Annotated in this window: 22 protein-coding genes; 11 read left to right on the top strand and 11 right to left on the bottom strand. The window is 57.5% G+C overall.

What is annotated here, in order from left to right:
• The first annotated feature begins 18 nt into the window (after nt 1–18).
• Together PQR27_RS23375 and PQR27_RS23370 are read left to right on the top strand one after the other, a co-directional pair.
• On the top strand, nt 19–171 hold the full coding sequence (locus tag PQR27_RS23375) for a hypothetical protein (RefSeq protein WP_408526013.1): 153 nt from the start codon (nt 19–21) through the stop codon (nt 169–171).
• Nucleotides 172–514: 343 nt separating this feature from the next.
• Nucleotides 515–1,300, top strand: a complete 786-nt coding sequence (locus PQR27_RS23370) for a carboxymuconolactone decarboxylase family protein (protein ID WP_408526012.1) — start codon at nt 515–517, stop codon at nt 1,298–1,300.
• Here PQR27_RS23370 and PQR27_RS23365 read toward each other — a convergent pair whose 3' ends face one another.
• The 5 genes from PQR27_RS23365 to PQR27_RS23345 form a co-directional block, all read right to left on the bottom strand.
• On the bottom strand, nt 1,301–2,575 hold the full coding sequence (locus tag PQR27_RS23365) for an MFS transporter (RefSeq protein WP_408526011.1): 1,275 nt from the start codon (nt 2,573–2,575) through the stop codon (nt 1,301–1,303).
• A 158-nt stretch (nt 2,576–2,733) separates the two neighbouring features.
• Complete coding sequence (locus tag PQR27_RS23360; RefSeq protein WP_408526010.1) at nt 2,734–3,621, bottom strand: LysR family transcriptional regulator; 888 nt, start codon at nt 3,619–3,621, stop codon at nt 2,734–2,736.
• A gap of 605 nt (nt 3,622–4,226) precedes the next feature.
• Nucleotides 4,227–4,433, bottom strand: a complete 207-nt coding sequence (locus PQR27_RS23355) for a tautomerase family protein (RefSeq protein WP_408526009.1) — start codon at nt 4,431–4,433, stop codon at nt 4,227–4,229.
• 17 nt (nt 4,434–4,450) lie between these two features.
• The gene (locus tag PQR27_RS23350; RefSeq protein WP_132374109.1) at nt 4,451–4,681 is read right to left on the bottom strand and encodes a tautomerase family protein; all 231 of its coding nucleotides are present in this window, start codon (nt 4,679–4,681) and stop codon (nt 4,451–4,453) included.
• Between the two features lie 26 nt (nt 4,682–4,707).
• Nucleotides 4,708–6,117, bottom strand: a complete 1,410-nt coding sequence (locus tag PQR27_RS23345) for an MmgE/PrpD family protein (protein ID WP_408526008.1) — start codon at nt 6,115–6,117, stop codon at nt 4,708–4,710.
• A 785-nt stretch (nt 6,118–6,902) separates the two neighbouring features.
• Here PQR27_RS23345 and bufA1 point away from each other — a divergent pair.
• The 8 genes from bufA1 to PQR27_RS23310 all read left to right on the top strand — a co-directional run bounded on the left by bufA1 (nt 6,903) and on the right by PQR27_RS23310 (nt 13,066).
• Entirely contained in the window at nt 6,903–7,184 is a 282-nt protein-coding gene (gene bufA1 / locus PQR27_RS23340) for a BufA1 family periplasmic bufferin-type metallophore (protein WP_408526007.1), read from the top strand.
• Entirely contained in the window at nt 7,184–7,663 is a 480-nt protein-coding gene (locus PQR27_RS23335) for a DoxX family protein (RefSeq protein ID WP_408528280.1), read from the top strand. Before bufA1 ends, PQR27_RS23335 begins: the two co-directional genes overlap by 1 nt.
• A gap of 156 nt (nt 7,664–7,819) precedes the next feature.
• Nucleotides 7,820–8,551, top strand: coding sequence for an alpha/beta hydrolase (locus PQR27_RS23330; RefSeq protein ID WP_408526006.1), 732 nt, complete (start codon nt 7,820–7,822; stop codon nt 8,549–8,551).
• Between the two features lie 76 nt (nt 8,552–8,627).
• Complete coding sequence (gene bufA2, locus PQR27_RS39395; RefSeq protein WP_459251660.1) at nt 8,628–8,897, top strand: BufA2 family periplasmic bufferin-type metallophore; 270 nt, start codon at nt 8,628–8,630, stop codon at nt 8,895–8,897.
• Between the two features lie 67 nt (nt 8,898–8,964).
• Nucleotides 8,965–9,816 carry an MNIO family bufferin maturase gene (gene bufB, locus PQR27_RS23325; RefSeq protein ID WP_408526005.1) on the top strand — a complete coding sequence of 284 codons (852 nt, stop codon included), beginning with the start codon at nt 8,965–8,967 and terminating at the stop codon, nt 9,814–9,816.
• Nucleotides 9,816–10,559, top strand: coding sequence for an HvfC/BufC family peptide modification chaperone (locus tag PQR27_RS23320; RefSeq protein ID WP_408526004.1), 744 nt, complete (start codon nt 9,816–9,818; stop codon nt 10,557–10,559). Before bufB ends, PQR27_RS23320 begins: the two co-directional genes overlap by 1 nt.
• Before the next feature lie 39 nt (nt 10,560–10,598).
• A complete protein-coding gene (locus PQR27_RS23315; RefSeq protein ID WP_408526003.1) occupies nt 10,599–11,651 on the top strand; it encodes an alpha/beta fold hydrolase in 1,053 nt (350 codons plus the stop codon).
• A gap of 80 nt (nt 11,652–11,731) precedes the next feature.
• Complete coding sequence (locus PQR27_RS23310) at nt 11,732–13,066, top strand: acetamidase/formamidase family protein (RefSeq protein ID WP_408526002.1); 1,335 nt, start codon at nt 11,732–11,734, stop codon at nt 13,064–13,066.
• Nucleotides 13,067–13,247: 181 nt separating this feature from the next.
• On the opposite strand, the gene PQR27_RS23305 is transcribed toward PQR27_RS23310, so the two are convergent.
• The 6 genes from PQR27_RS23305 to PQR27_RS23280 form a co-directional block, all read right to left on the bottom strand.
• Complete coding sequence (locus PQR27_RS23305) at nt 13,248–14,402, bottom strand: porin (RefSeq protein ID WP_408526001.1); 1,155 nt, start codon at nt 14,400–14,402, stop codon at nt 13,248–13,250.
• Nucleotides 14,403–14,610: 208 nt separating this feature from the next.
• Nucleotides 14,611–15,060, bottom strand: coding sequence for a peptide-methionine (S)-S-oxide reductase MsrA (msrA, locus tag PQR27_RS23300; protein WP_408526000.1), 450 nt, complete (start codon nt 15,058–15,060; stop codon nt 14,611–14,613).
• Between the two features lie 59 nt (nt 15,061–15,119).
• The gene (locus PQR27_RS23295) at nt 15,120–16,169 is read right to left on the bottom strand and encodes an ABC transporter substrate-binding protein (RefSeq protein ID WP_408525999.1); all 1,050 of its coding nucleotides are present in this window, start codon (nt 16,167–16,169) and stop codon (nt 15,120–15,122) included.
• Between the two features lie 8 nt (nt 16,170–16,177).
• Nucleotides 16,178–18,226 (bottom strand): ATP-binding cassette domain-containing protein, encoded by a 2,049-nt coding sequence (locus PQR27_RS23290; protein ID WP_408525998.1) that lies wholly within the window; start codon nt 18,224–18,226, stop codon nt 16,178–16,180.
• Between the two features lie 392 nt (nt 18,227–18,618).
• On the bottom strand, nt 18,619–19,368 hold the full coding sequence (locus PQR27_RS23285; protein ID WP_408525997.1) for a creatininase family protein: 750 nt from the start codon (nt 19,366–19,368) through the stop codon (nt 18,619–18,621).
• A 151-nt stretch (nt 19,369–19,519) separates the two neighbouring features.
• Nucleotides 19,520–20,803 (bottom strand): MFS transporter, encoded by a 1,284-nt coding sequence (locus PQR27_RS23280; RefSeq protein ID WP_408525996.1) that lies wholly within the window; start codon nt 20,801–20,803, stop codon nt 19,520–19,522.
• Nucleotides 20,804–20,939: 136 nt separating this feature from the next.
• Here PQR27_RS23280 and PQR27_RS23275 point away from each other — a divergent pair, with 136 nt between their 5' ends.
• Nucleotides 20,940–21,863, top strand: a complete 924-nt coding sequence (locus PQR27_RS23275) for a LysR family transcriptional regulator (RefSeq protein ID WP_408525995.1) — start codon at nt 20,940–20,942, stop codon at nt 21,861–21,863.
• Nucleotides 21,864–22,097 lie beyond the last annotated feature (234 nt).

Genomic DNA, 22,097 nt, shown 5'->3' with positions numbered 1-22,097 from the left:
TGAACTTGATTGAGCCGCATGAGCGCGGCGATTGATGCCATTCTAGGGATGAACGTCGGCTGGATAAACAGCCGTCAGGTCACAACACAATTGTTCCTGCGGTACCAAACACCCTCGCCTTTTGATTCGACAGAGACGTTCCCGGGCGCGAAGCCGGCCGATTTCGACTGAAGATAAGGCAGCACAAACACACTGACTACTGCGTGACGCGCACTCTCGTTCTGTCAATTAAAGCGCGGATGCGGTGTTATGTATCCAGATACATCGACACATTTAATCTCTAAAGGCGATAACCGTATCAGCAAATTGATTTGCATCCGGAATTCAGCTTGCCACGTACATTCGGGAATAACGCATTCACTCTTTTTAAGCTAACATGGACTGATATTGCTCAGTTCAAGCGTGCCCTGCGTTGCAGGCTAAATCTGGACATTGAATACAGAGCACCCCCCTTCCGGCCCGCCCCCTCCTGCGCGACACGCGGGATCCACCCATATAGCCAGCGAAACCGATCATGCCCCTCAGCTCAAGACAGCAAGCCATTAAAGATGACTTTATCCGCATAAGAAATACATGGGCTCCTCAATGGGAAAGCATCTTGCGGATGGACTGCGAATTCCTCAATGCTTACCTGCACCTTTCGGCCGTTCCGTTAAGACATAATCACCTCGAGAACAAGGTAAAAGAATTTATTTACATTGCAGTCAATGCTTCCTCAACGCATCTTTTCGCGCCTGGCATCCAGATGCATCTGAAGGCAGCAATCGAGTTCGGTGCGAGCCGGGACGAGCTAATGGAAGTGCTACAACTGACGAGCACCGTAGGCATCCACGCGGCTAACGTTGGCGTGCCCGTTCTGCTCGAGGTCCTGGACGAGGAGGGACTGAGCCGGAACACAGCGCCTCTGAATGAAAAATGCCAGGCGCTCAAGGCGTCTTTTATGACCAAGCAAGGCTACTGGGACGCCTCGTGGGACGCCCTTCTACACCTTGACCCGGACTTTTTTGAGGCATACGTGCAATTTGCCGCAATCCCGTGGGATGCCGGTCATCTCGAACCGAAGGTCAAAGAACTGGTGCTTTGTGCTCTCGACGCCGCGGCTACACATCTGTACAGGCCCGGCATCAAGACACACATGCGCAACGCACTTCGTCATGGCGCAACACAGGAAGAAATCATGGAGGTTCTCGAGATCGCAAGTGTCATCGGAATTCATGGCGCACTGATCGCTGCGCCGATGCTTGAAGACAGCTTCGCCGCGATTAGTCAGGTGGGCCAGCCCGGCGGCGCCCCAGGATAATTACATGGTCGCCGCTGAAACCGGCTTATGCTGCGCCCATCGGCCGAGAACAGCGCAAGCAATGAGCAGCGCACCGGTGACGAAAAATACATATCGCATTCCGAAATGAACACCGATCGCACCACCAATAAGAGGGCCGATGACCTGGCCTGCGTATTGAGCGGACTGCAGATAACCCAGCATCCTCCCGGATCGCTGCTCGTGCACCGTACTGCGGACAAGTTTGGCGATCGACGGCAGCAGACCTGCCAGTGTCATTCCCATCACTCCGCGCAACGCTGCCAACTGCCACCATTCCTTGACAAAGGCCTGCGGGATCATGACCAGCGCCGTAGCGACAAGGCAGCCGATGATCACGTTCCACCCGCCTACACGATCTGCCAACGCGCCAAGCCGGGCCGCCATGATCATGCTGCCAAATGCGGAACATGCCATCACAACACCGGCGACCGTCGCGAGCCTGTTATGCGCGACGCCCAACTGCGCGATATAGACGGTAATGATCGGCTCAATCGACATATTTGACAGCAATACCATCATTGCCGTCACCAGCAGCGCGGCGAGCACCGCGTAATTGCGCTTCACATCTGGATCGGCCGATTGGACCTGCTTCGTTTTGGCCACGGGTCGCTTGCTGAAGTCTTCCCGGACCAGTGTTACGGTCAGGATAGCCGCAATGGCAATCATCCCGCCGCCGGCAAAAAAGGCACCGCGAATTCCAATCAGGTTTGGCAGCACGCCGCCGATCAATGGCCCAACCAGATTTCCGGCAAGCACACCTGTGGAGAGCACGCCGAGTGCCCACCCCGCACGCTCGGGCGGCACCTGGGTGCCAATCATCACGATCGAGGCAGACGCATACCCTCCGATCAGACCCGCGGCAAATCTGAGTGCGACGAGTTCGTACACGTTATGTGCCAAACCTATCGTCGACATGACGACGGCCATGCCAACCGCAGCGCGAATAAGCATGGGCTTGCGTCCGTAACGGTCAGCTAACTGGCCCCAGATCGGAGCGGTCGCGGCTGTCCCGAGGAACGTGACACCGTACGCCACCCCGGACCACTGCACGATTGCGGAGGTCGACGTCACGCCGAGTTGTTGAACATAGAGCGGCAGAAATGGAAGCAGCATGCTCAGGCTCACAAGCGTCGTGAACGATCCGAACACACAGATAACGAGATTCCTTCGCCAATACTGCGCGTTGCGCTGTGCGTAGGTGGCTCTTTCGGTGCCCTGTCCCGGTTGAGGGAGGGCGTTGCTGCTGTTTTCCATTTCGCATGTACCGGCTTGATATAAATCGAAATTTATTATAGTTCGCCGATCTGCTCGAAATGGCTCCAGTTTATTTACACCACGGTAAATGTATCTTGACTGATAAGGCTACAAATAAATTGTCTGAAGCCTCTCATCAGCAGAAAAACAGCGGTGGCTCACGCGGCGGCCATGATGGGTCCAAGCTGGGACCGCGCAACGTCGATGAAAGCCGACATGGCACTCGAAACATAAGCGTCGTGCCGCCGGATGAAAAGCGTCTCGACTTGCGCTTTCTCAGGAGCGATCGTGTGAATGGAAACGAGGTCTTGTTCCGCTGCTGCCGAGACGACACCGCGAGGCAGCAGCGTGACGCCGATACCCGCTGCCACGCACGCGATTATCGCGTCCATTGAGCCAAATTCAAGGGGCACGGCTGTCTGCACACCCATCTCGGCCAGCAAGGTCTCAAGTCGCTGACGATACGAGCAACCCAAACGAAAAACTATCGTCTTGAGATCCTGGGTTGATTTAAGCGGTTCGAGCGAGCGCATGGTCCGCGGCCCAACCAGCACCAATTCCTCCCGAAAGACCGTTTCGGTGTGAATGTCCGGATGCTCCAGCGGTCCTGCGATGAACGCTCCATCGAGTCGGCATTCAACAACGTCCGTCGCGAGGCTGCAACTCGTGCCGGTGGTCAGGGATAACCTGACCTGGGGGTATGTTCTCGCGAAATGACTCAGTATCGGAGAAAGCCGCAGCGCTGCAGTTGTCTCGAGCGTTCCCAGGGTCAACGCACCGCCGGGCGCGCCGTCATCCAGCGCGGCGACCTTGGCGTCCGCCACCAGCTTCGCAATACGGGCAGCGTAAGGAAGCATCCGTTGCCCAGCAGGCGTCATACTGACACCACGCACATGCCGCTGAAAGAGCGCGACGCCGACTTCCCGTTCCAAAGACCGGATTCTGGCAGTCACGTTGGACTGGACGGTATGTAATTCAGTAGCAGCACGGTTCATGCTCCCGTGGCGAGCAACTGCCTCAAAAACCTTGAGGTCGGCAACGTCCATGCTTTGCACCTCTACAAATGACCACAACCTTGAAATGTATTCTCTGCGCTCTCCTGAAGCGAGGCGCGGCAAGTGCACTACCTGTGCCTGGAGCGTGGTGCCATAGGTGCACGGCGATCTAACACCACCAAAGCCGCGCAATCAGGGCTGACGGAATCTACGATAGCCGGGGCTCATCCGGACAGCGCTCCAAATTCGAGTTCCATCCTACACCAAAGTGGTATTGCGCACTTACTGGCAACAGTGCCGCGTGATCGTTTCCAGGCGAACCATCTTGCCGCGGAGGTACTGCTTGCTGCCGAGCACGCGCCGGCAGCCAAAAGACGCTCGTGAAGCGTCCTTTACAGTGCACGATCGTCACATCTATTCAGGTCGCTGCAACGATGGCGACATGAATAGATAGCTCCGAGACAATCTCAAAGGACGGGAGGTCAGTAGAATTCGCAACGGCGAATGCGGTCGGATAATCCCGTGCGCCGTCGCGCGGGCTATGTTGGAGCCGTACTTCGGCTGCGCGACAATCAGCACGAAGAATAAACACAAACGCCGGGCATGACACCCGGCGGATCACAGAAAGCAAACGTCAGACCTGCAAAGGCGCGTGCCTACGATAGCTTCGAACTGACGAAATCCTCGCCGTTGATCCGGCTGGAGATACTGATATTTCCCGCCGGATGTTCGTGCAGGATCACATTGATGATCTTCGGATCTGAACCGATCGAGTCGTGGGTAACCTGGATGATGTCCCGGATGAGTTGTTCACGACGCTCCTGCGTCAGACCAGTCTTGATATGGCATTCGATAAAAGGCATATATTTCTCCGGCTTTCCTATTTAAGGCGTTCGATCAGTTCTTTGTCGTTCGCCGCGCCCTCGACATACTCAGGAAGGTGCTCACCGTGTTCGACGAAGTTGATTCCCCGTCCTTCACGAATAACGAAGAAAATATCGTTCTTTGTTTCACCGGTCGCGGCGCTGACTACTCGAAGCAGGCCGGCAGCAAGCTGCCGCTTTTGTTCATCGGTTCGACCGAAACGCATGTCACACGAGATAAGGGCCATATAATTCTCCTAAGGACCTTGATGGGCTACTGAATCCCCGGATGTTTCGCCGGGAAACGGGGTTCCGCACTTACCTTTGCCAGGAGCTTCATTAACTCCGAAATGGGGTGTTCGTCCAGCGTGGAGACCAGTGTGATGATCTGGCCTCGAAGCTCTTCATCCGCATGCTGTTCGCTCAACCAGTTGAACTTCTCAACCGTACGTTCCCACGTGAATGGATTATCCAGGCCACCTTCGAAGCCAACATGGGTTTTCGTCAGCACGCGGCCATCCTTGCATCTGATCGTCACTCTCACGTTCAATGCGCCTGGATACTGCGCCGAGAACCCGGCATCTGGCCGCACCGTTACTTTCTTGAGCAACATGTGCGCATCGGCGGCCTGCACGCGCTCCGGTTCGAGCTGGGCGGGTCCCACCTGATCGTCGAGCAGCGCAGCCGCAATCAGGTATTTGAGGTTGTAGTCGGCCTGCTCTTTGGTCTGCGGATTATCCTTCGAGCCGAAGCTACCGCCGCCGGCAATGTCGAATCCGGACTGGAAGATGTCACATTGGACTTCGTCGATATCATCGGCGGCGAGTTCATGCGTACGCTTCAATTCAAGCGTCGCCTCGAGAACGGGTTGACCATGAATCAGTGAACAGAACTTCTTCATGACGGTCTGGTGAACGACCTCCAGGCTTTGATCGGACCAATCTACATGGAGCGGTTGGTCAAACATTCGCTCCAATCCGTTCGGCCCCTCGAAGAGCCGCAGCGGACCGGTGAATCCACGCTTCGCCAACGATGCGGAATAGACGGCTCGCATGCCAGTGATGCCCGGAGAGAAACCCTTCCATTGCGACACTGGCTCGGAGTGCACACACGCCAACGAGATATTGTCGATCGCAGCAATGGCGATCGCGTGGGCGATCTGGTCAGCATCGAGACCCAGCAGCTTGCCCGAACCCGCTGCCGCCGATAAAGCCAGCTGAATGGCATGGTTGAACCCCTTTGCCATGACAGGCACGATCGCGGTGATTCGACATCCGATCTCGTAGGCAACCGCAAGCGCGATCATGAATTCCTCGCCACTTGCCGACGCATGCTCAGCCGCTGCCAGAATCGCACCGAAGTTGTCGCTCGGGTGACAGAGACCGCCTGGAGACATATAGCTGTCGAGAAGATCGACGTACCGAACGAGGCCTGAGTTATATAGCGCTGCCTGATCGGGAGAAGTCTTGCCTCCCCCAATCAACGAACACGATCCCGATCCGCGATATTCATCGAACTGATCGCGAAGCGCTTTGAACGGCTTGCCCGGCAGAGCTGCAATCGCGCAACCCAGGCTGTCAAGAATGTTTCGCTTGAACACCATCCTCGTCTGCGGTGTGAGGTGGCTCCCGCTAGCGACGAAAGCAAACGTTCCGATACGCTGCGCAGTTGTAGGTGTACTCATTTCAATCTGTCTCCGAAAATACGAAACGGCCATCAACGGCTAACCAGCTGTAGTAATAGACTGAGATCTACCCCTTCAACCGACCCACCTCGCCGACAATCTCCATTCTGATAGCTGCTGGATCCTGTCGTCCCAACGCCGCCGAAAGGACATTTCATGGCCCTTCGGTTCGCCCCTTTTATTCATCTCCGCATCAACGTCCGCTTCGACATCGCAATCGATCCGGAAACCAGTGGTACAAATTCGCACTGTTCAAATCTAATATCAAGCGAAGGTATTTCATAGGGCTATCGATCCTTCAGATAGCCCGTCGGATCCGACGAAAAGAACTTCCCGAGCTTTGATGACAGACATCTCGCGGCGCAACGCGTACCCGAGTATTTCTCCCGTTTCCCCGACGACATTTGAGCGATCGACCTCGCCTGCGATATTGTTTCCATCGCGGAAAAATTAACTTTTCATTAGATGCGCGTGGAAACAATCAGCGCTTGTCCCGCGCCGCTATCAATCAATCGCTTCGCTCCCCGATCACATTGGATTCAGTTCCCAGACTGAGCTTCGTCCGGCCGAGCATGCGCTCTCGCGCCCAGAACCGTTCCAGTGATCAGCCAACCCGACTCCCGATCCGAACCGTTCGCAGTGGCTTGACAACGGATGCCACTCGTCTATTATCTCGCACACGCTTCAATCGCATACGATATAGAAGCGGATTGATGATGAACCGGACTGACGCAACCCTGCAGCGTGTGTCCTCGGTCACTTACCCATTTTCCCTGGAGATAATCATGAACAACACTCGTGCCACCCTCGCTGCCGCCTTTGCACTTTCGCTCACCGTCCTTTCAACCGGCGCGCATGCAGCATCGGAGCAGCAAAAAACCCCTCAGGAGAAGTGCTTTGGTGTATCGCTCGCCGGCAAGAACGACTGTGCAGCTGGCGCTGGTACGTCCTGTGCGGGCACGTCCAAGGTCGACTATCAAGGTAACGCCTTTGTGCTTGTCGACAAGGGCAGCTGCATGCAAATCAAGACACCGAAGGGATACGGTTCCCTGAAGGCGACGTCGTGATGCCATCCTTCGCGCACAAAGCCGATCGGACCTTGGGCGCCAGCGCGTCAGGGTTCAGTTCGAGCCCGGCAGCATGGCTCACGCGCGTCCTGCCGGATGCGTTGCTCCTTCTGGTAGCTCGAGTAGGGATCGCTGCGGTCTTCTTCCTCTCCGGGCGGACAAAGGTGGAAGGCTTGCTGACAATCAAGCCTTCCACCTATGAGCTGTTTCGTTCGGAATACGCATTGCCGCTCATTTCACCCGAGCTCGCCGCGCACCTTGCTACTTATTCGGAGCATCTGTTCCCGATCCTGCTCGTACTCGGCCTGTTCACGCGGCCTGCAGCGGTGGCCTTGCTCGGCATGACCGCGGTGATAGAGATCTTTGTCTACCCGGACGCATGGCCGACGCATCTCAGTTGGGCCGGCTTGCTGCTACCGCTTATCGCCAAAGGTGGCGGAGCCTGGTCGCTCGACCAGCTTCTGCGCCGCAAAGGTTGAGGCTCGCCTCGACAGTCCTCGCCTGACCCGCCGGCGCCTGAAGCCGGCTAGTCAGCGCGACAGACCAACCGGGCATATCCAGATCACATCACAACATGAGGCGAATGCCTCAGGAGAAACTCTATGCGAACACTATCGAAATGGGCGCTTGCAGCGATGACGCTGGCAGCGCCGGTTCTCGCCTCGGCAGCTGCTCCGGCCGTGCCGGCAGGCGTCAAGAATATCGTCGTTGTTCACGGCGCATTCGTCGACGGATCGGGATGGCGCGTCGTTCACGACACCCTCCATCTGAAAGGCTACAACGTGACGATCGTTCAGGAGCCGCTCACAACCCTCGATGCAGACGTGACGGCCACGCGCAATGTCATTGATGCACAGGATGGTCCCGTCATTCTTGTGGCAGATGGCTACGGAGGTGCGGTTATTTCCGCCGCTGGTGCGCAATCCAAGGTCAAGGCGCTCGTGTACGTCGCCGCATTCCAACCGGAAGTCGGCGAGAGCGTGACGCAACTCCAGAGTTCCGTGCCTGAACCCACCAACGACGTCCATCCGACACCGGACGGCCACCTGGTCTTCGACCCGTCCCGATTCGGTGCGGATTTTGCCGGCGATCTCATCTCCAACCGAACCAATTTCATGGCCATGTCGCAAGTTCCGGCGACCACGGCGGCTTTCAGTGCTGCCGCGTCGGTGGCCGCCTGGCACGACAAGCCTAGCTATGCCGTCGTGGCTGCGGACGACCGAGCTTTGAGCCCCGACCTGCAACGCTGGATGTCCAAACGTGCGGGCTCGAAGGTCACCGAAGTCAAGGCGAGCCATGCCGTTTATATCTCCCAGCCCGAGGCCGTGGCGAAGGTAATCGAAGACGCAGCACTCGGTTCCAGATAACAGTCGGGCTGCCCGTTGTATCAAAGGGCGCCTGCGCAATTGAGCACCACCTACCCTGATCAACTTTGGAGAAGTTATGACCAACACCCTCAAATCACGCGCCAGCTTCGCTGCCGCAGCCGCACTCATCGCTCTGGCAACCGCATCGATCGCGCATCCCGCAAAGGCTGCCGGCGCGGAACAACCGGGGCGCTGTTATGGCGTCAACAGTTGCAAAGGACAAGCGCTTTGCGCAACCGCAAAGAACGATTGCAAGGGCCTTAACGACTGCAAAGGCAAAGGTGTTGTAGTGAAGACCCCGACCGAGTGTGTCGCGGCCGGTGGCTCACTGACTGAACCGAAATAAGCACCTGACTGGCCCGACTGATAGCAGTCGGGCCAGTCACACCCCGTTATCTGGCCGAGTACATGCTATGCCCGCTTCCGTCCCACTCTTTTCCGGTTATGGCCTCGGCCTGCGTAAAGAACACTATCGGGAATTCCTCGAGACAACCGTCCCGGTCGATTTCGTCGAGATCATCTCCGAGAACTTTATGGTCGAAGGCGGTCAACCCCGTCATATCCTTCGGCAGATACGTGAACAACACCCGGTGGCACTACATGGCGTTTCAATGTCAGTCGGCTCGGCGGACGGTCTTGATCGCAATTATCTGCGCCGCCTGAAAGCGCTGGTCGACGAGATCGAGCCACTGTTCATCTCCGATCATCTGAGCTGGTCCCGCTTCGAACATTTTAATTCGCACGACTTGCTTCCCATTCCGTATACGAGTGAGGCCCTCGATATCGTCTGCGCGAACATTGCATTGGCCCAGGATACGCTCGGGCGCCCCATTCTGCTTGAGAACCCGTCCAGCTACCTCGCGTTCAATGACGCGTCGATGAGCGAATGGGAATTCATCGCGGCCATGTCGAAGCGCACCGGTTGTTACCTTTTGCTCGACATTAACAATATTTTCGTCAGCGCAACGAATCACGGCTTTGACGCCGATGCGTTTCTGAATGGCATCCCCGCCGAGCGCGTACGACAGATTCATCTGGCCGGCCACAGCCAGGGAAGTGAATTGCTGATCGACACCCACGACAATCCCGTGTGTGAGGACGTCTGGGCTCTATACGCCGAAGCGGTCTCTCTCCTCGGACCCGTCGCGACGATGATCGAGCGCGACGCGGACATTCCGCCCCTGGCCGAACTTCTGGATGAGTTGTCGATTGCACGACGACTGGGCTCGCCGAGCGCGCGCGAGCGCATGATGGAGACCGCGTGATGCTGGCCGATCTGCAACGCGATTTCCGGAGCTGGATCACGACGGCGTCGAGCGATACTGTGCAACGCATGGGCGTCAGCGCCATGGCGGGGCTATCCGTCTATCAGAACAATTTTCGCGCCCAACTCGTAGGCTGCCTCGAAGAGTCCTTTCCGCAACTTCGAACATGGCTGGGAGAAGAGGTATTCCTGCATGCCGCGATTACCCATATCAATGGGCATCCCCCACACGCGTGGACACTCGACGCTTATGCGAGCGGCTTCAATGAAACGCTGCACGTCCTGTTTCCAGACAATCCCGACATCCAAGAACTCGCGTGGATAGAAAACGCACTTGCTGAAGCGTTCGTCGCGCCCGATGCCGAGCCGCTGCCGCCCGAAGTTCTCTCAGCCGTCGACTGGGATTGCGCCCGCATAAGCCTCACACCCTCATTCATAAGCCGGATTGCTACGACCAACGCCGAGCCGATCTGGTCGGCAATGCGGGACCAAAGTACGCCGCCCGAGAGCGAAATGCTCGCTGAACCCTGCGGCCTGATTGTCTGGCGCCGCGGCTACGCCACCTGGTTAAAGCAGGTGGACCTGCTCGAGTACACGGCGCTTCATCAACTTCGAGACGACGGAAGCTTCACGAAGCTATGCGACATGCTCGTCGATCGCCTGGGCGACGAGCATGGTGTGGCACGCGCGGGCACATTGCTCGCCGGTTGGTTGAGCAGTGAGCTGGTCGTGAACATCGAATAAGCCGCATTGTCGTCATCTACTAACCAGAAGGAGACCAACATGTCCGATGATCTGCCACGCCGCCGCTTCCTTTTGTCGGCCGCGGCAAGCGTTGCAACCATGACGCTCGCTGAAATACCATTTGCCGCCGCGGCCTCGCAAGTCCAGGACAGAACTGGACAGGAGCAGAGTGGCTCACTCCCTTATCTGCCTACCCGCCAGATCAAAACCGATCTGCTGGACATTGAGTATCACGAAACGGGACCCGAGAACGGCCACCCCGTCATCCTCCTTCACGGCTTTCCCTACGACATCCACAGTTACGTGGACGTCGCCCCTATATTGGCAGGCCAAGGTTACCGTGTGATCGTGCCGCATCTGCGCGGACACGGAACCACGCGCTTTCTTGCGACGGATACGCCCCGCTCAGGACAGCAAGCCGCTTTGGGAGAAGATCTGATCGCGCTGATGAACGCGCTGGACATTCCTGAGGCGGTTTTCGCCGGCTACGATTGGGGCGGCCGTGCCGCGTGCGTCGCCGCGGCACTACGTCCGACACGATGCGTGGGTCTGGTTTCAGTCAACAGCTATCTCATCCAGGACATCGCGAAGGCAAGCACGCCGCTGCCGGCACACGTGGAATGGGGACTCTGGTACCAGTACTATTTTCAGACTGAACGCGGCCGCGCCGGACTGGAAGCGAACCGTCGTGATATCGCCCACATCCTGTGGAAAAACAATTCACCGACGTGGCACTTCAGCGAGGCGACCTTCGAGCGCGCGGCGAGAGCATTCGACAATCCCGACTATGCCGACATTGTCGTTCACTCCTATCGTCACCGCCTGGGCCTCGCCCCCGGCTTTCCGCAGTACGAGGAGTCCGAGAAGAAACTCGCGCTGACTCCGCCGATCACCGTGCCGACCATCACACTCGACGGTATTGCAGACGGCGTGATTCCCGCGACCGACGGCAGATCGTCGGCATCAAGATTCACGGGCCCCCGGACTCATCGGCAGATACCCAATGCGGGGCACAACCTTCCGCAGGAGGCGCCCAAGGTATTCGCCGACGCCGTCGCTGAACTCGCACGCAATGGCAAGTGGCGTACATGAACTCCGGTATTGCCGGCAGCCATTGCCACTGATCCAGCTTGCTATTTTCACAACCCTAAAACTGAACACGGAGATACACGATGACAACCACTCTCGCCGACACGACCACAGCTCAGCAGCCGGTGAAACGGCTTCGGGTCGAGACCTACACGAACGGACTTCTGGGACCCAGCCAGCCCATGCTCGGCCCGCTCGCCGACGGTGGCACGCTGATTACCGGAACGCCGCCCGGATGCTGGGGGCCGATGATCACACCCGCCTTTCAGGGCGGTCATGAGGTCACCCAGCCGGTCGCAATCGCCGGAGCGGAAATCGGCGACGCGGTCGCGCTGAAGATTCAACGCATGCGCGTCACGTCCGTTGCCACCTCGTCGGGCGTGATGCAATTCGTCGAGGGCCGATACCACGGTGACCCGTTCGTCGCCAAGTTCTGCAATGCGTGCGGCACCGAGCATCCAGCCAGTCATGTCGAGGGTATCGGCGCAGAGGCAATTCGCTGCGATCACTGCGGCGCGGAAGTGAGCGCATTCCGGTTCGCGCACGGTTATGTCATCGTGCTGGATCAGGAAAACCTGGTCAGTCTCACCGTCAACCAGAAGGTGGCGGACCAACTGGCAGGTAAAGCGCCGCAAATGTCCGCCCTTCCCCAACTGGCCGCACAACATTCGATTCTGTCTCTCGCTCGCGCCGACATGCCTGGCGTTGCGGCACATATGCGGCCGTTTCTCGGCAACATCGGCACCACGCCCGCTCGCGATCTGCCTGACTCACACAACTGTGCTGACTTTGGCCAATACCTGGTCGGCGCACCGCATCGCTACAGCATGACGACCGAGGAATTGCACGCCGCGAAGACCGACGGACATATGGACACGAATTCCGTACGCGAGGGCTGCATACTCATTTGTCCCGTGAAAGTGCCGGGTGCCGGTGTTTATATGGGCGACATGCATGCCCAGCAGGGCAATGGCGAGATTGCAGGACATGCAACCGACGTGTCCGGCGAAACGGAGTTGACCGTGGAGGTGATCAAGAACCTGACAATCGACGGGCCGATCCTGCTGCAAAACGTCGACGATCTGCCGCCTATGGCGCGCCCAATGAGCATCGAACAGCGGCAGAAGGTGCGAGAGCTTGCCGCGCGCTGGGGACAGCCTGAAGTCGAAGAAAGTGGCCCGATTACTTTCATCGGAAGCGGCGTGAATCTCAATGCGGCCACCGAAAACGGCCTGCGTCGAGCCGCCACGGTCACGGGCTTGCCTTATGAAGAAGTACTCAATCGTGCGACGATCACTGGTTCAATCGAAATCAGCCGGCTTCCCGGTACTGTTCGAGTCACCATCCTCTGCCCGATGAGCATTCTCGATTGCATGGGCATCGGCAATCTGGTCCGAGAAAAGTATTCACTGCAATGATGGATATTGTGAAGCAGCCAGAGAAACATCGACAGCCACGCTCGTTAGATTCATGAGTTGGCTTTTCACACGCCTGTTCCGATCTACCCTCTCCGGCGAATAAGCGGGAGGCGACGAACGGACAGGCCGCCAGAGCAACGCAGACAAAACTCAACCGGTCATTCCCGGTCCTGCACCGGATTTAGAACCGCATGCGCATGCCGACCGTGCCTACGACCTGATTGCCGGTCCCCGATGCACCGCCGGAGGTATTGATGAAGGCCACATAGTTCTTGCCCGTCACATGCTGATACATGGCTTCCGCGTAGACGTCCGTTCGCTTTGAAAACTTGTAGACCGTCTGCAAATTGATCTGATTCCACTTCGGATCCGAGCCGTACGTCGTGGTGCCGTTCACGTGGGCATCGGTGTAAGTGTCACTCACGCCCAAACTTAGCGCGGGCGTCAGTGCATATTTGGCGTTCAACTCGTAGTTGTCGAAGTGGACGGAGCCGTTGGTCAAACCAAACGAATTCGTGCCCTGGAACTGACTGTGTGTGTACGCAAAGCCGACCAACGCCGGGCCGAAAGCGTAGTTTAGCGCTGCGCCGAACGTGCGCTGGACATCGGAACCAACCTGGAAGCCCCCTACGCCATTCGACGACGACTCGTTGACATCCAGCGCACCGGCACTACTCGAACTGGTCCCTGCCGACCCGTTGATCTGCAGGTAAGCTGCAGCAAAACGGAACGGCCCATACTGATAGCTCGCACCGGCGCTGTAAGCGCGGTTGACCGCAAATTCGGTGCTATTCGAGAACGCATAGAGACCACCGACCACGAGGCCCGCATAATTGTTGCTCGTATACTTCACAACATTATTCAACCGCTCCGAGTGGTCCAGATTATCGTTATCGAACGGATGAATGAAGCCGGTGTCGCCGAAGGTCCCGGCGACCCCGGTCAACGGCGTGACGAAGTCGGTCATAAAATCGTACTGACGACCGAGCGTTACCGTGCCGAACTGGGTACTGGTCAGCCCAACATACGCCTGACGGCCGAACAGCCGGCTGTCCTGGCCGAGTTTGCCGTTCTGAATATTGAAGCCGTTTTCAAGGACGAAAATCGCTTTGAGACCACCGCCGAGATCTTCGGCGCCCCGCAAACCGAACCGGGTACCGTTAATGTTCCCGCTCGTTGCCTGCACCAACGCACCGGAGGCGCCGCCTTTCGAGACGTTGTTGGTGTACATGATGCCGGCGTCGAGTATGCCGTAAATCGTGACCGACGACTGCGCGTGGGCGACCGACGCGAATAGTGCCGTTGACACTGCCGCTGCGAGGGGAATCTTTTTCACGATCGAACTCCCGATACCGAGCTTTTGAGGAACGAACATGGCCCGGGGCCCGGTGTCGAGATCGACACCGGCACCGCGAGCGCCACCACCCACCAGCTAACCGATGTATGAGTTCCACTCTAATCCGGACCTGGGCGATCGGTTACTCAAAGGATGGCAAAGAGTCCCACGCACCTTTTCCCACCGGTCAACAACGAACATTCAGGCGTCAAAGGCCACAACTGAACAGACCGTTGCGCTCCAGATATCTTTGATCTTCGTCGCTCGCCATGTCGAATTGGCCCAACGGCAGAACCACGGTAACAATCGGACGAGAAAATCGACCCGAGCTGTCAAGCTTCGAAATGGCCTCGCGGGCGACATCCGTTTGCTGGCTCGAAGTCGTAAAGATCGCCGACCGGTACTTCGTCCCGACGTCCTCTCCTTGCCGATCCACAGACGTAGGATCATGCAGATCCCAGAAGTGTTCGATCAGCAATTCGAACGTCAGCTTCGCCGGCGAAAAATCGACCTTGACCACCTCGATCCGCGTAGCGTTCGGGGCATTCTCGTTTGCATACCCGACGCGCGTATCAGTCACGCCCGGCAGTTTCCGGAAGGCAGCCTCCGCCCCCCAGAAACACCCCGCTCCAAAGAAAGCCTGTTCTGTTTCACTCATTCCAAATTCTCCTGTGCGCTTCTCATTGACCTCGACGACAACGCAGCCGCGCTAGCTAGCTAGTTAGTCGATCCATTCGACTTATTCGCGTCCGCAAGCCATTTGTCGACTGTGGAACGGTTCGCGCTCACCCACGCCTTCGCCGCGACGTCAGCGGGCTGTTTGTCTTTCTCAATCTTCAGGATGAGGTCGTTTAGCGCCTTCGGATCGATCTCCACATTGGCCAGGAAGGCAGCTATCTTCGGGGCCCGCTTTTGCAATGAACTCGACGCCAGAACGTACACCTTGGCATCGGGGTAAGCGCAGGCAATCCGACTCTTGTTCAGCCAGTCACTGTCAACGGTCGGGCTGATAAACTTCCAGCAACCGTCTGCCTTGTAGAGCGGATCGCTCTTTTTGTTGTCCTGCGCATAGCCATCGAACGCGGGTTCGTCGAGACGGCGGAGATCATAGGCGGCAAAAATCCAGTCAGGCGTATAGGCGTAGAAGACCACGCCTCGGTGAGCCTTATAGGATGCGTCCAGTTTGGCGTAGGTGACAGAGGCCTCCGTGGATACCGTATCGAAGTTACCCGAGAAGCCGTAGTCTTTGGCCTTGACCTCGCCAATGTAAGTCGACTCCCAACCCGCCGGCCCGACCAGCAGTTGTGCTTTTCCGCCGCCCAAAGGGGCAAACAGTTTTGCCACCTCTGGCTTGCGCAAATCGTAGACTGATTTCACACCGTATTTGTCCTGGATATAGCCAGGCACATAGAATCCCTGAACACCCGTGTAGGGGTGCTTGTTCGGCACGAGAGAATGTGAGCCGCCGGTCACGTATTTGGCCCATGATGCCGAGTTGTTAGGAAGCCAGATATCAGTCAGTACGTCAACCGAGCCATCGCCTTTCGCTGCGGCCGCGAATAGCACGGGAACGTCTCCGGCAAGATAGGACACGTCGCCGTCCAGCCGGGTTGTTATCACTTCACCCAGAATGTGCTCGATGGCAATCGCGCCGGTCCAGTTCTGCTCCCCGATAACGATTTTTTCCCTGGCCACCGCATTACCGGCCGGCACGAGCGCGACTGCTACCGCAGCGGCGCCAACAAATTTAGAAATGAACTTGCGCATGTAGATTTTCATCCTGAATTGGATAGTTTGTGTCTTTTCTTCAGGGTCGACTGAATAATGCGGTCGGGAATCAACGCGCAGAATACGATCGCGAAACCCGCGAGTATTCCTTCCCCACCCCTGATGTTTCTCAGTGCTGTCATCACGTCGTAGCCAAGTCCGTCCGCACCGATGAGCGCGGCCACAACGACCATCGACAGGCTCATCACAATGGTCTGGTTGATCCCCAACAGTAACGATCCCGATGCCAATGGCAGTTCGACCTTCGTCAAGGTCTGCCAAGGGGTCGCTCCGTGCGCAACGCACGCCTCGATAGATGCTTTCGGCACTTCCCGTATCCCCAACGCAGTCAGACGGATCATTGGGGGCAACGCGAAAATCACCGTGGCTATGACGGCGGGCGTCTTTCCGACGGAGAAAAACGCGACTGCGGGAATCAGGTAGACGAAAGTCGGCAAGGTCTGCATCACGTCAAGCAACGGCGAGACTAATCGTTGAACGAGAGGCCGCCTGGCCAACAGGACGCCTGTCGGAAGTCCAATCAGCAAGGATAGAAAAACGGAAGATCCGACAAGCGCGAGTGTGGCAATCGTTCGTTCCCAGAAGCCAAACGCTCCTAGATAAACCAGTGCCACCGCACTCGTTACTGCCAACGTCACGCCGGACGAACGCCACGCGACAAACACCAAAGCGAAAGCCGGGACGGGCCATGGCAGCCAGTCGAGCACGCTTTGGATGCTCTCAATGACGCTGCGCACCGTAAATATGACACCCACGAACGCGCCTTCGAATGTCGTCTGCGACCAGGCGATCAATCTATCGATGGCGCTGGCAATGAACAACATTGCGTCGCGGTTCTCCGGGAAATGCACGAGTGGCCCGCTATCGCCCACGATCGCGCGCCAGGCGATGAAGCCCTGCATGGCGAGCAATAGTAGAAGCTGCGGTACCCATGCGCGCCCGGTGCTTTCCGCACCGCGCCCCGCGGCCCACGCACAAAGTAGTCGAACCGCTAGCCAAACTGCGGCTGAAGCGGCTGCTGCCGGAAAACTCGCAGCGCGCCATGCTGAGAAAAATGCCGCAACGGCTCCCATTTCCGCGGCCATGCCCATCCAGAACAAGCCCTCACGTCCCCGTCCTGCGAGTGCGACGGGGCCGAGCAGCAATCTGCCCGTTCGGCTTCCTCGGAGCCAATCCTCCTGCGTGCCGTATGCACCAGCCCCGGCCGTGACTTCGTCGGAGGCAGGCGGCCGGGATAAATCGAAGGTCTGGCGATCGGAAAAGAACTCCGCTACGCCGGTGTCCGCGGGGCGTTCCAATAAGTCCTCGCGCGTACCCACCTGAATCAGTTGGCCGCCGCGCATGACAGCGATGCGGTCGCCCAGGCGCAATGCTTCTGCCGGATCGTGAGTCACCAGAATCACGGTAATGTTGCGCTCCCGCGCAATGCGCAGGAAATGCGTCTGCAGTTCCCGCCGAATAGTCGGATCCAGAGCGCTGAACGGCTCGTCGAGTAATAGTATTTCGGGGCGAATGACCAATGCTCGGGCCAATCCCACGCGTTGCTGCATACCGCCGGATAGCTCCCCTGGATAGCGGTCCGCCCAGGCGCTCAAACCAACCGCCTGCAACTGGCGCTCAGCCTCAGCGTGACGCACGGTCTCTGACTCGCCGCGCAGTTCGAGAGGAAACGCGACGTTGTCACGCACATTCCGATGAGGCAACAACCCGAAGTGCTGGAAAACCATTCCTATACGCTGCGAGCGAAATTGCCTGAGATCGCGAGCAGACAGCTCACTAATGCTTTCGCCATTCACAAACAGCTCGCCGCCACTCGGCTCGATCAGGCGATTGACATGCCGAAGAAGTGTCGACTTTCCGCTTCCTGAATTTCCCATCAGGCACAGAACTTCACCGCGCACAACCGAAAGACTGAAGCCCCGGACAGCCGATACGGCGTGGTTGCCATCGTGGCCGCCGTAGACCTTGCTGACGTTTCGAAACTCGAGAATGACGTCCTTTCCAGAAGAGAGACGAGGACTGTCAGGTTCGGACACCGCATTGAAGTCCGGATCCGCTGGATGAGATTCGCGATGGGACTGTTCGTGTACGCTAACTTGCACTGGGGTACAGAATTGAGAAAGGGGCGGCCATTGTAGCTAGCGGAATTGCATGACTGCAAATACCAATTTCTGACAAGGAAAGCAGATTTGCAGCATGCTTCCGAAATAGTTTCGATGCCTAACGTTTCACCTGAAAGAAGAACTCACGATCAGTGATAAAACATTGCTATCCAGATCGTTCTTATTAAATTTATTTTGTGAGTAGATGGAAACAATTCGAATACAACTCGAGGGCCGACTCCGGCATTCACGTCGCGAGCCGGCCAGATAAAAATACTACTAACACCCGTACCAGGAGTCATGACGGCTGATCGTTGCCATCCTTTTTAGTTCGGCACGATCTCACGACTGAACGCTTCGAGCTCACGAATCAGACTCTGAGCCGCCAGCTTCACCAGCGCCCCGCCTTTCTCCTGTGTCGCCTGGCCCGGGTCCGAACCCATCCGACCATCCGGGTAGCGTGCGCGGAATTCAAGCGCTTCGCGGATTGGACCGGAGGGCGCGATCTGCGGTGTGTAGCTGGCCGTCTTGATGGATCCCGGCAACGCCCATTGAGTAATCGCAATCTCGGAGGGCGTGGCATGGATGCCGTGGCCGGTGGGGAATTGGTCACGCGCCAATTCGCCAACACCTTCGAGGTCCCACCAGTTGCACAACTTGAGCGCGAACCCGGAATGACGTTTAGAGAAGCTCGCCTCAGCATAGACCTCCGAGAATGCGGCTTCAATCGACGCAACATTGCCGCCGTGCCCGTTAAGGAACAGGATTTTTTCGAAGCCGTGAACGGCGAGCGAGCGAGTCCAGTCGCCAATCGCGGCAATGAAAGTGGACGGGCGCAGCGAAATGGTTCCAGGAAAGCCCAGGTGATGCTGGGCCATGCCGATGTTGAACGTCGGCGCAATCAGGATATCCGCGGTCTTCTCAGCCTCTTGCGCAATGATCTCCGGGCAAAGCCAATCGGTACCCAGCAAACCGGTAGGGCCATGCTGCTCGTTCGAACCGATCGGAACCACGATTGTCCGGCTGCGTTCCAGATACTGTCCCACTTCGGCCCAGGTTGACAGGTGCAAAAGCATTTCAATTTCTCCGTTTCCGCCGGCCCTGACTGGGAACCCGGCACATTAAGTGGCGAGGGATCGATCTACACACCCTCTTGAAGCATGCGTACGATGCGGTTCATCGGGCAAGCACAGCTCGCGCCGCGCTCAGTGCGAATCGACCGCTCCGTTATTTAGCGGGCAATTTATTTGCGACCAGCAATGCAGACGCACATAGCGACAGACAGGCAACAATCAGAAGACCGGAATGCATACTGCCGGTCGCCGTTTTCGCCCACCCGATAATGGCTGGCCCCCAGAATCCGCCAGACAGTCCAATCGTATTGATCAGCGCAATGCCGCCCGCGGCCGCTTTGCCTTTGATGAACTCGGAAGGGATAGCCCAGAACACCGTGTATGCCATCCAGAGCGCCGACGTGGCGAGTGTCAGCAGTATCAGCGATGCAACGAGATTGCCGTCCGCTAGCACCGTCGAAGCAAGCAATGCCGCCGCGAGTATCGCGGGCACGGCGCTGTGATAGCGTCTTTCGCCACGCGCATCCGATAGACGTCCGATGAAGTACATTCCGAACGCGGCGCCGACATAAGGGATCGCTGTATACCATCCCAGCCGGATCGTATCGTTGACACCCTGTGCCTTGATGATGGTCGGAAGCCAGAAACTGATGGCGTAGATAGACGCAATAATGCAGAAATAGGCACAGGCAAGCAGATAAACCCTGGGATTGCGCGCAACCGCGGCAAACGAGTGATCCCGCGCCGAGGCAACGCCAATTTCCGACTCAAGCAAGCGCTTTTCGTCGTCGGTCAACCACCGGGCGTCTGCCGGCCGGTTCGACAACAGAAACAACGTGAGAATGCCGAGCACGATACACGGCAAACCCTCTGCAAGAAACATCCATTGCCAGCCGGCGAGCCCGGCCTTGCCGGCAAGGGAAGTCATCAGCCAGGCCGAAACAGGGCCGCCTACAATGCCGCCGATCGGCCCTGCGAGAAATACGATCGCAATCGCGCGCGCCATGCGCGAAGGGCCATACCAGCAGGAAAGGTAATAGATCATGCCCGGTGCAAAGCCCGCTTCGAAAATGCCCAGCAGGAACCGCATGCCGTAAAACATCGGAACATTGCGCACGAACAGCATGCATGCGGAAGTGATGCCCCACAGCACCAGAATCCGACAGAACGTCTTGCGCGCGCCAACCCGCGGCAGCATCAGATTGCTGGGCAGCTCGAACAGTACATAACCCAGAAAGAATATGCCCGCACCGACACCGTAAGCGGCATCGGACAGGCCAAGGTCGCTCTGCATCTGCAGCTTTGCAAAGCCGACATTGACCCGATCAAGGTAGGCAAACAGATAACAGGCCAGAAGAAACGGCAGCAGCCGCCAGTTGAGCTTGTCGTAAAGACGGGGGATATCGTCCCCGATTGTCGCGGTCTGAGTTGCTGCCATGCCTGTCTCCAATATTTGCGTATCGTTCGGACTTTGGGGTACGTGGATGGTCGCAAACGCAAATAAATCTAGCAACAGCAACAAAGTTCACATATCGTTGTTTTGCGAGCAACGATACTGGCAGGGGACACGCAACATGCGGGAAATCAATCAGCAGCGCCTGCGGTACTTCCACGAGGTGCTGACCCACGGTACCATTCGCGGCGCCGCGGATAGCCTGAATACCTCACCGTCCGTGATTACCCGGCAAATCAAGCTGCTGGAAGACGAACTCGGCACGGCCCTGTTCGAACGGCAATCCCGGGGGGTCAAGCCCACCGAGGCGGCGGCACACCTGCTCGAATTCTGGCGCGGCTACCGCTCACAGCAAGAGAAACTGGAGGACCGGCTTCATGCTTTGCAGGGTCTTCAGCAAGGCCGTGTGCAACTGGCCGTTAGTGAAGGCTATGTAGATATCCTCGTTACCGAGGTTCTCACCGCGTTTTGTGCTCAGTATCCAAAGCTGGATATCGTGCTGGACACCCTGCCCGTCGACGATGTCCTGAATGAAGTGGCTGAAAGTCGCGCTCACATCGGCCTGGCGTACAACCCGCCGCCGCATCCGCGTATCGAGTACCGCGCGAGTTCGTCGCAACCCATTGTTCTGTTAGTCAGGCCCGATCATCCGCTTGCTATTAGAGGGGGGCGCGCAAGCGTCGCCGATTTGCTGGATTATCCGCTTGCCTTGATGCCCGCCACCTTTGGAATTGGGCACGCGGTGAAGATGCTGGAATTCGCGGAAAACATCAAAATCCGTCCGACGCTGACAACCAATTCGCTGACTGCGCTTAAGCGCTTTGTCGCGTCCAGGGATTGCATGACGCTGACGGGGGAATTTGCGGCTTATAGAGAAATCGCGACGGGTGAACTCGCTATCGTGCCTATTGATCATCCCCTGCTTCATGGGACCAAGGCCAGATTACTGGTGAAGTCGGGGCGCCCGCTCGTTGCTGCGGCGCATGAATTACTCGAGTGGATTCTGCGCCGAATGACGATGTTTGCTTCGGCTGACGGAACCTGATTCGGCCAGACCAGCATGGCAACGTGAGTTGCCAGTGAAGCACCTCTCCTCACGTCTATAGGCGCGGCTTGATTGCGCAAGGGCACGTACGTTTGTGTCCCTTTGTATCTCAAGGCTTCGACGATACAAAACACTACATATCCGCAGGGCCGCCGACATATCCCAGATACATGCAGGCATTGCAATGGAGGCATGTCAAACGACGCGACGCGATCCTGCGCGATCGGCTCGCCG

The organism is Paraburkholderia fungorum, from assembly GCF_046027215.1.
Taxonomy (GTDB): domain Bacteria; phylum Pseudomonadota; class Gammaproteobacteria; order Burkholderiales; family Burkholderiaceae; genus Paraburkholderia; species Paraburkholderia fungorum_D.
Note: the sequence above shows the minus strand (reverse complement) of the source record. Positions and strands in the feature narration are given on the sequence as shown.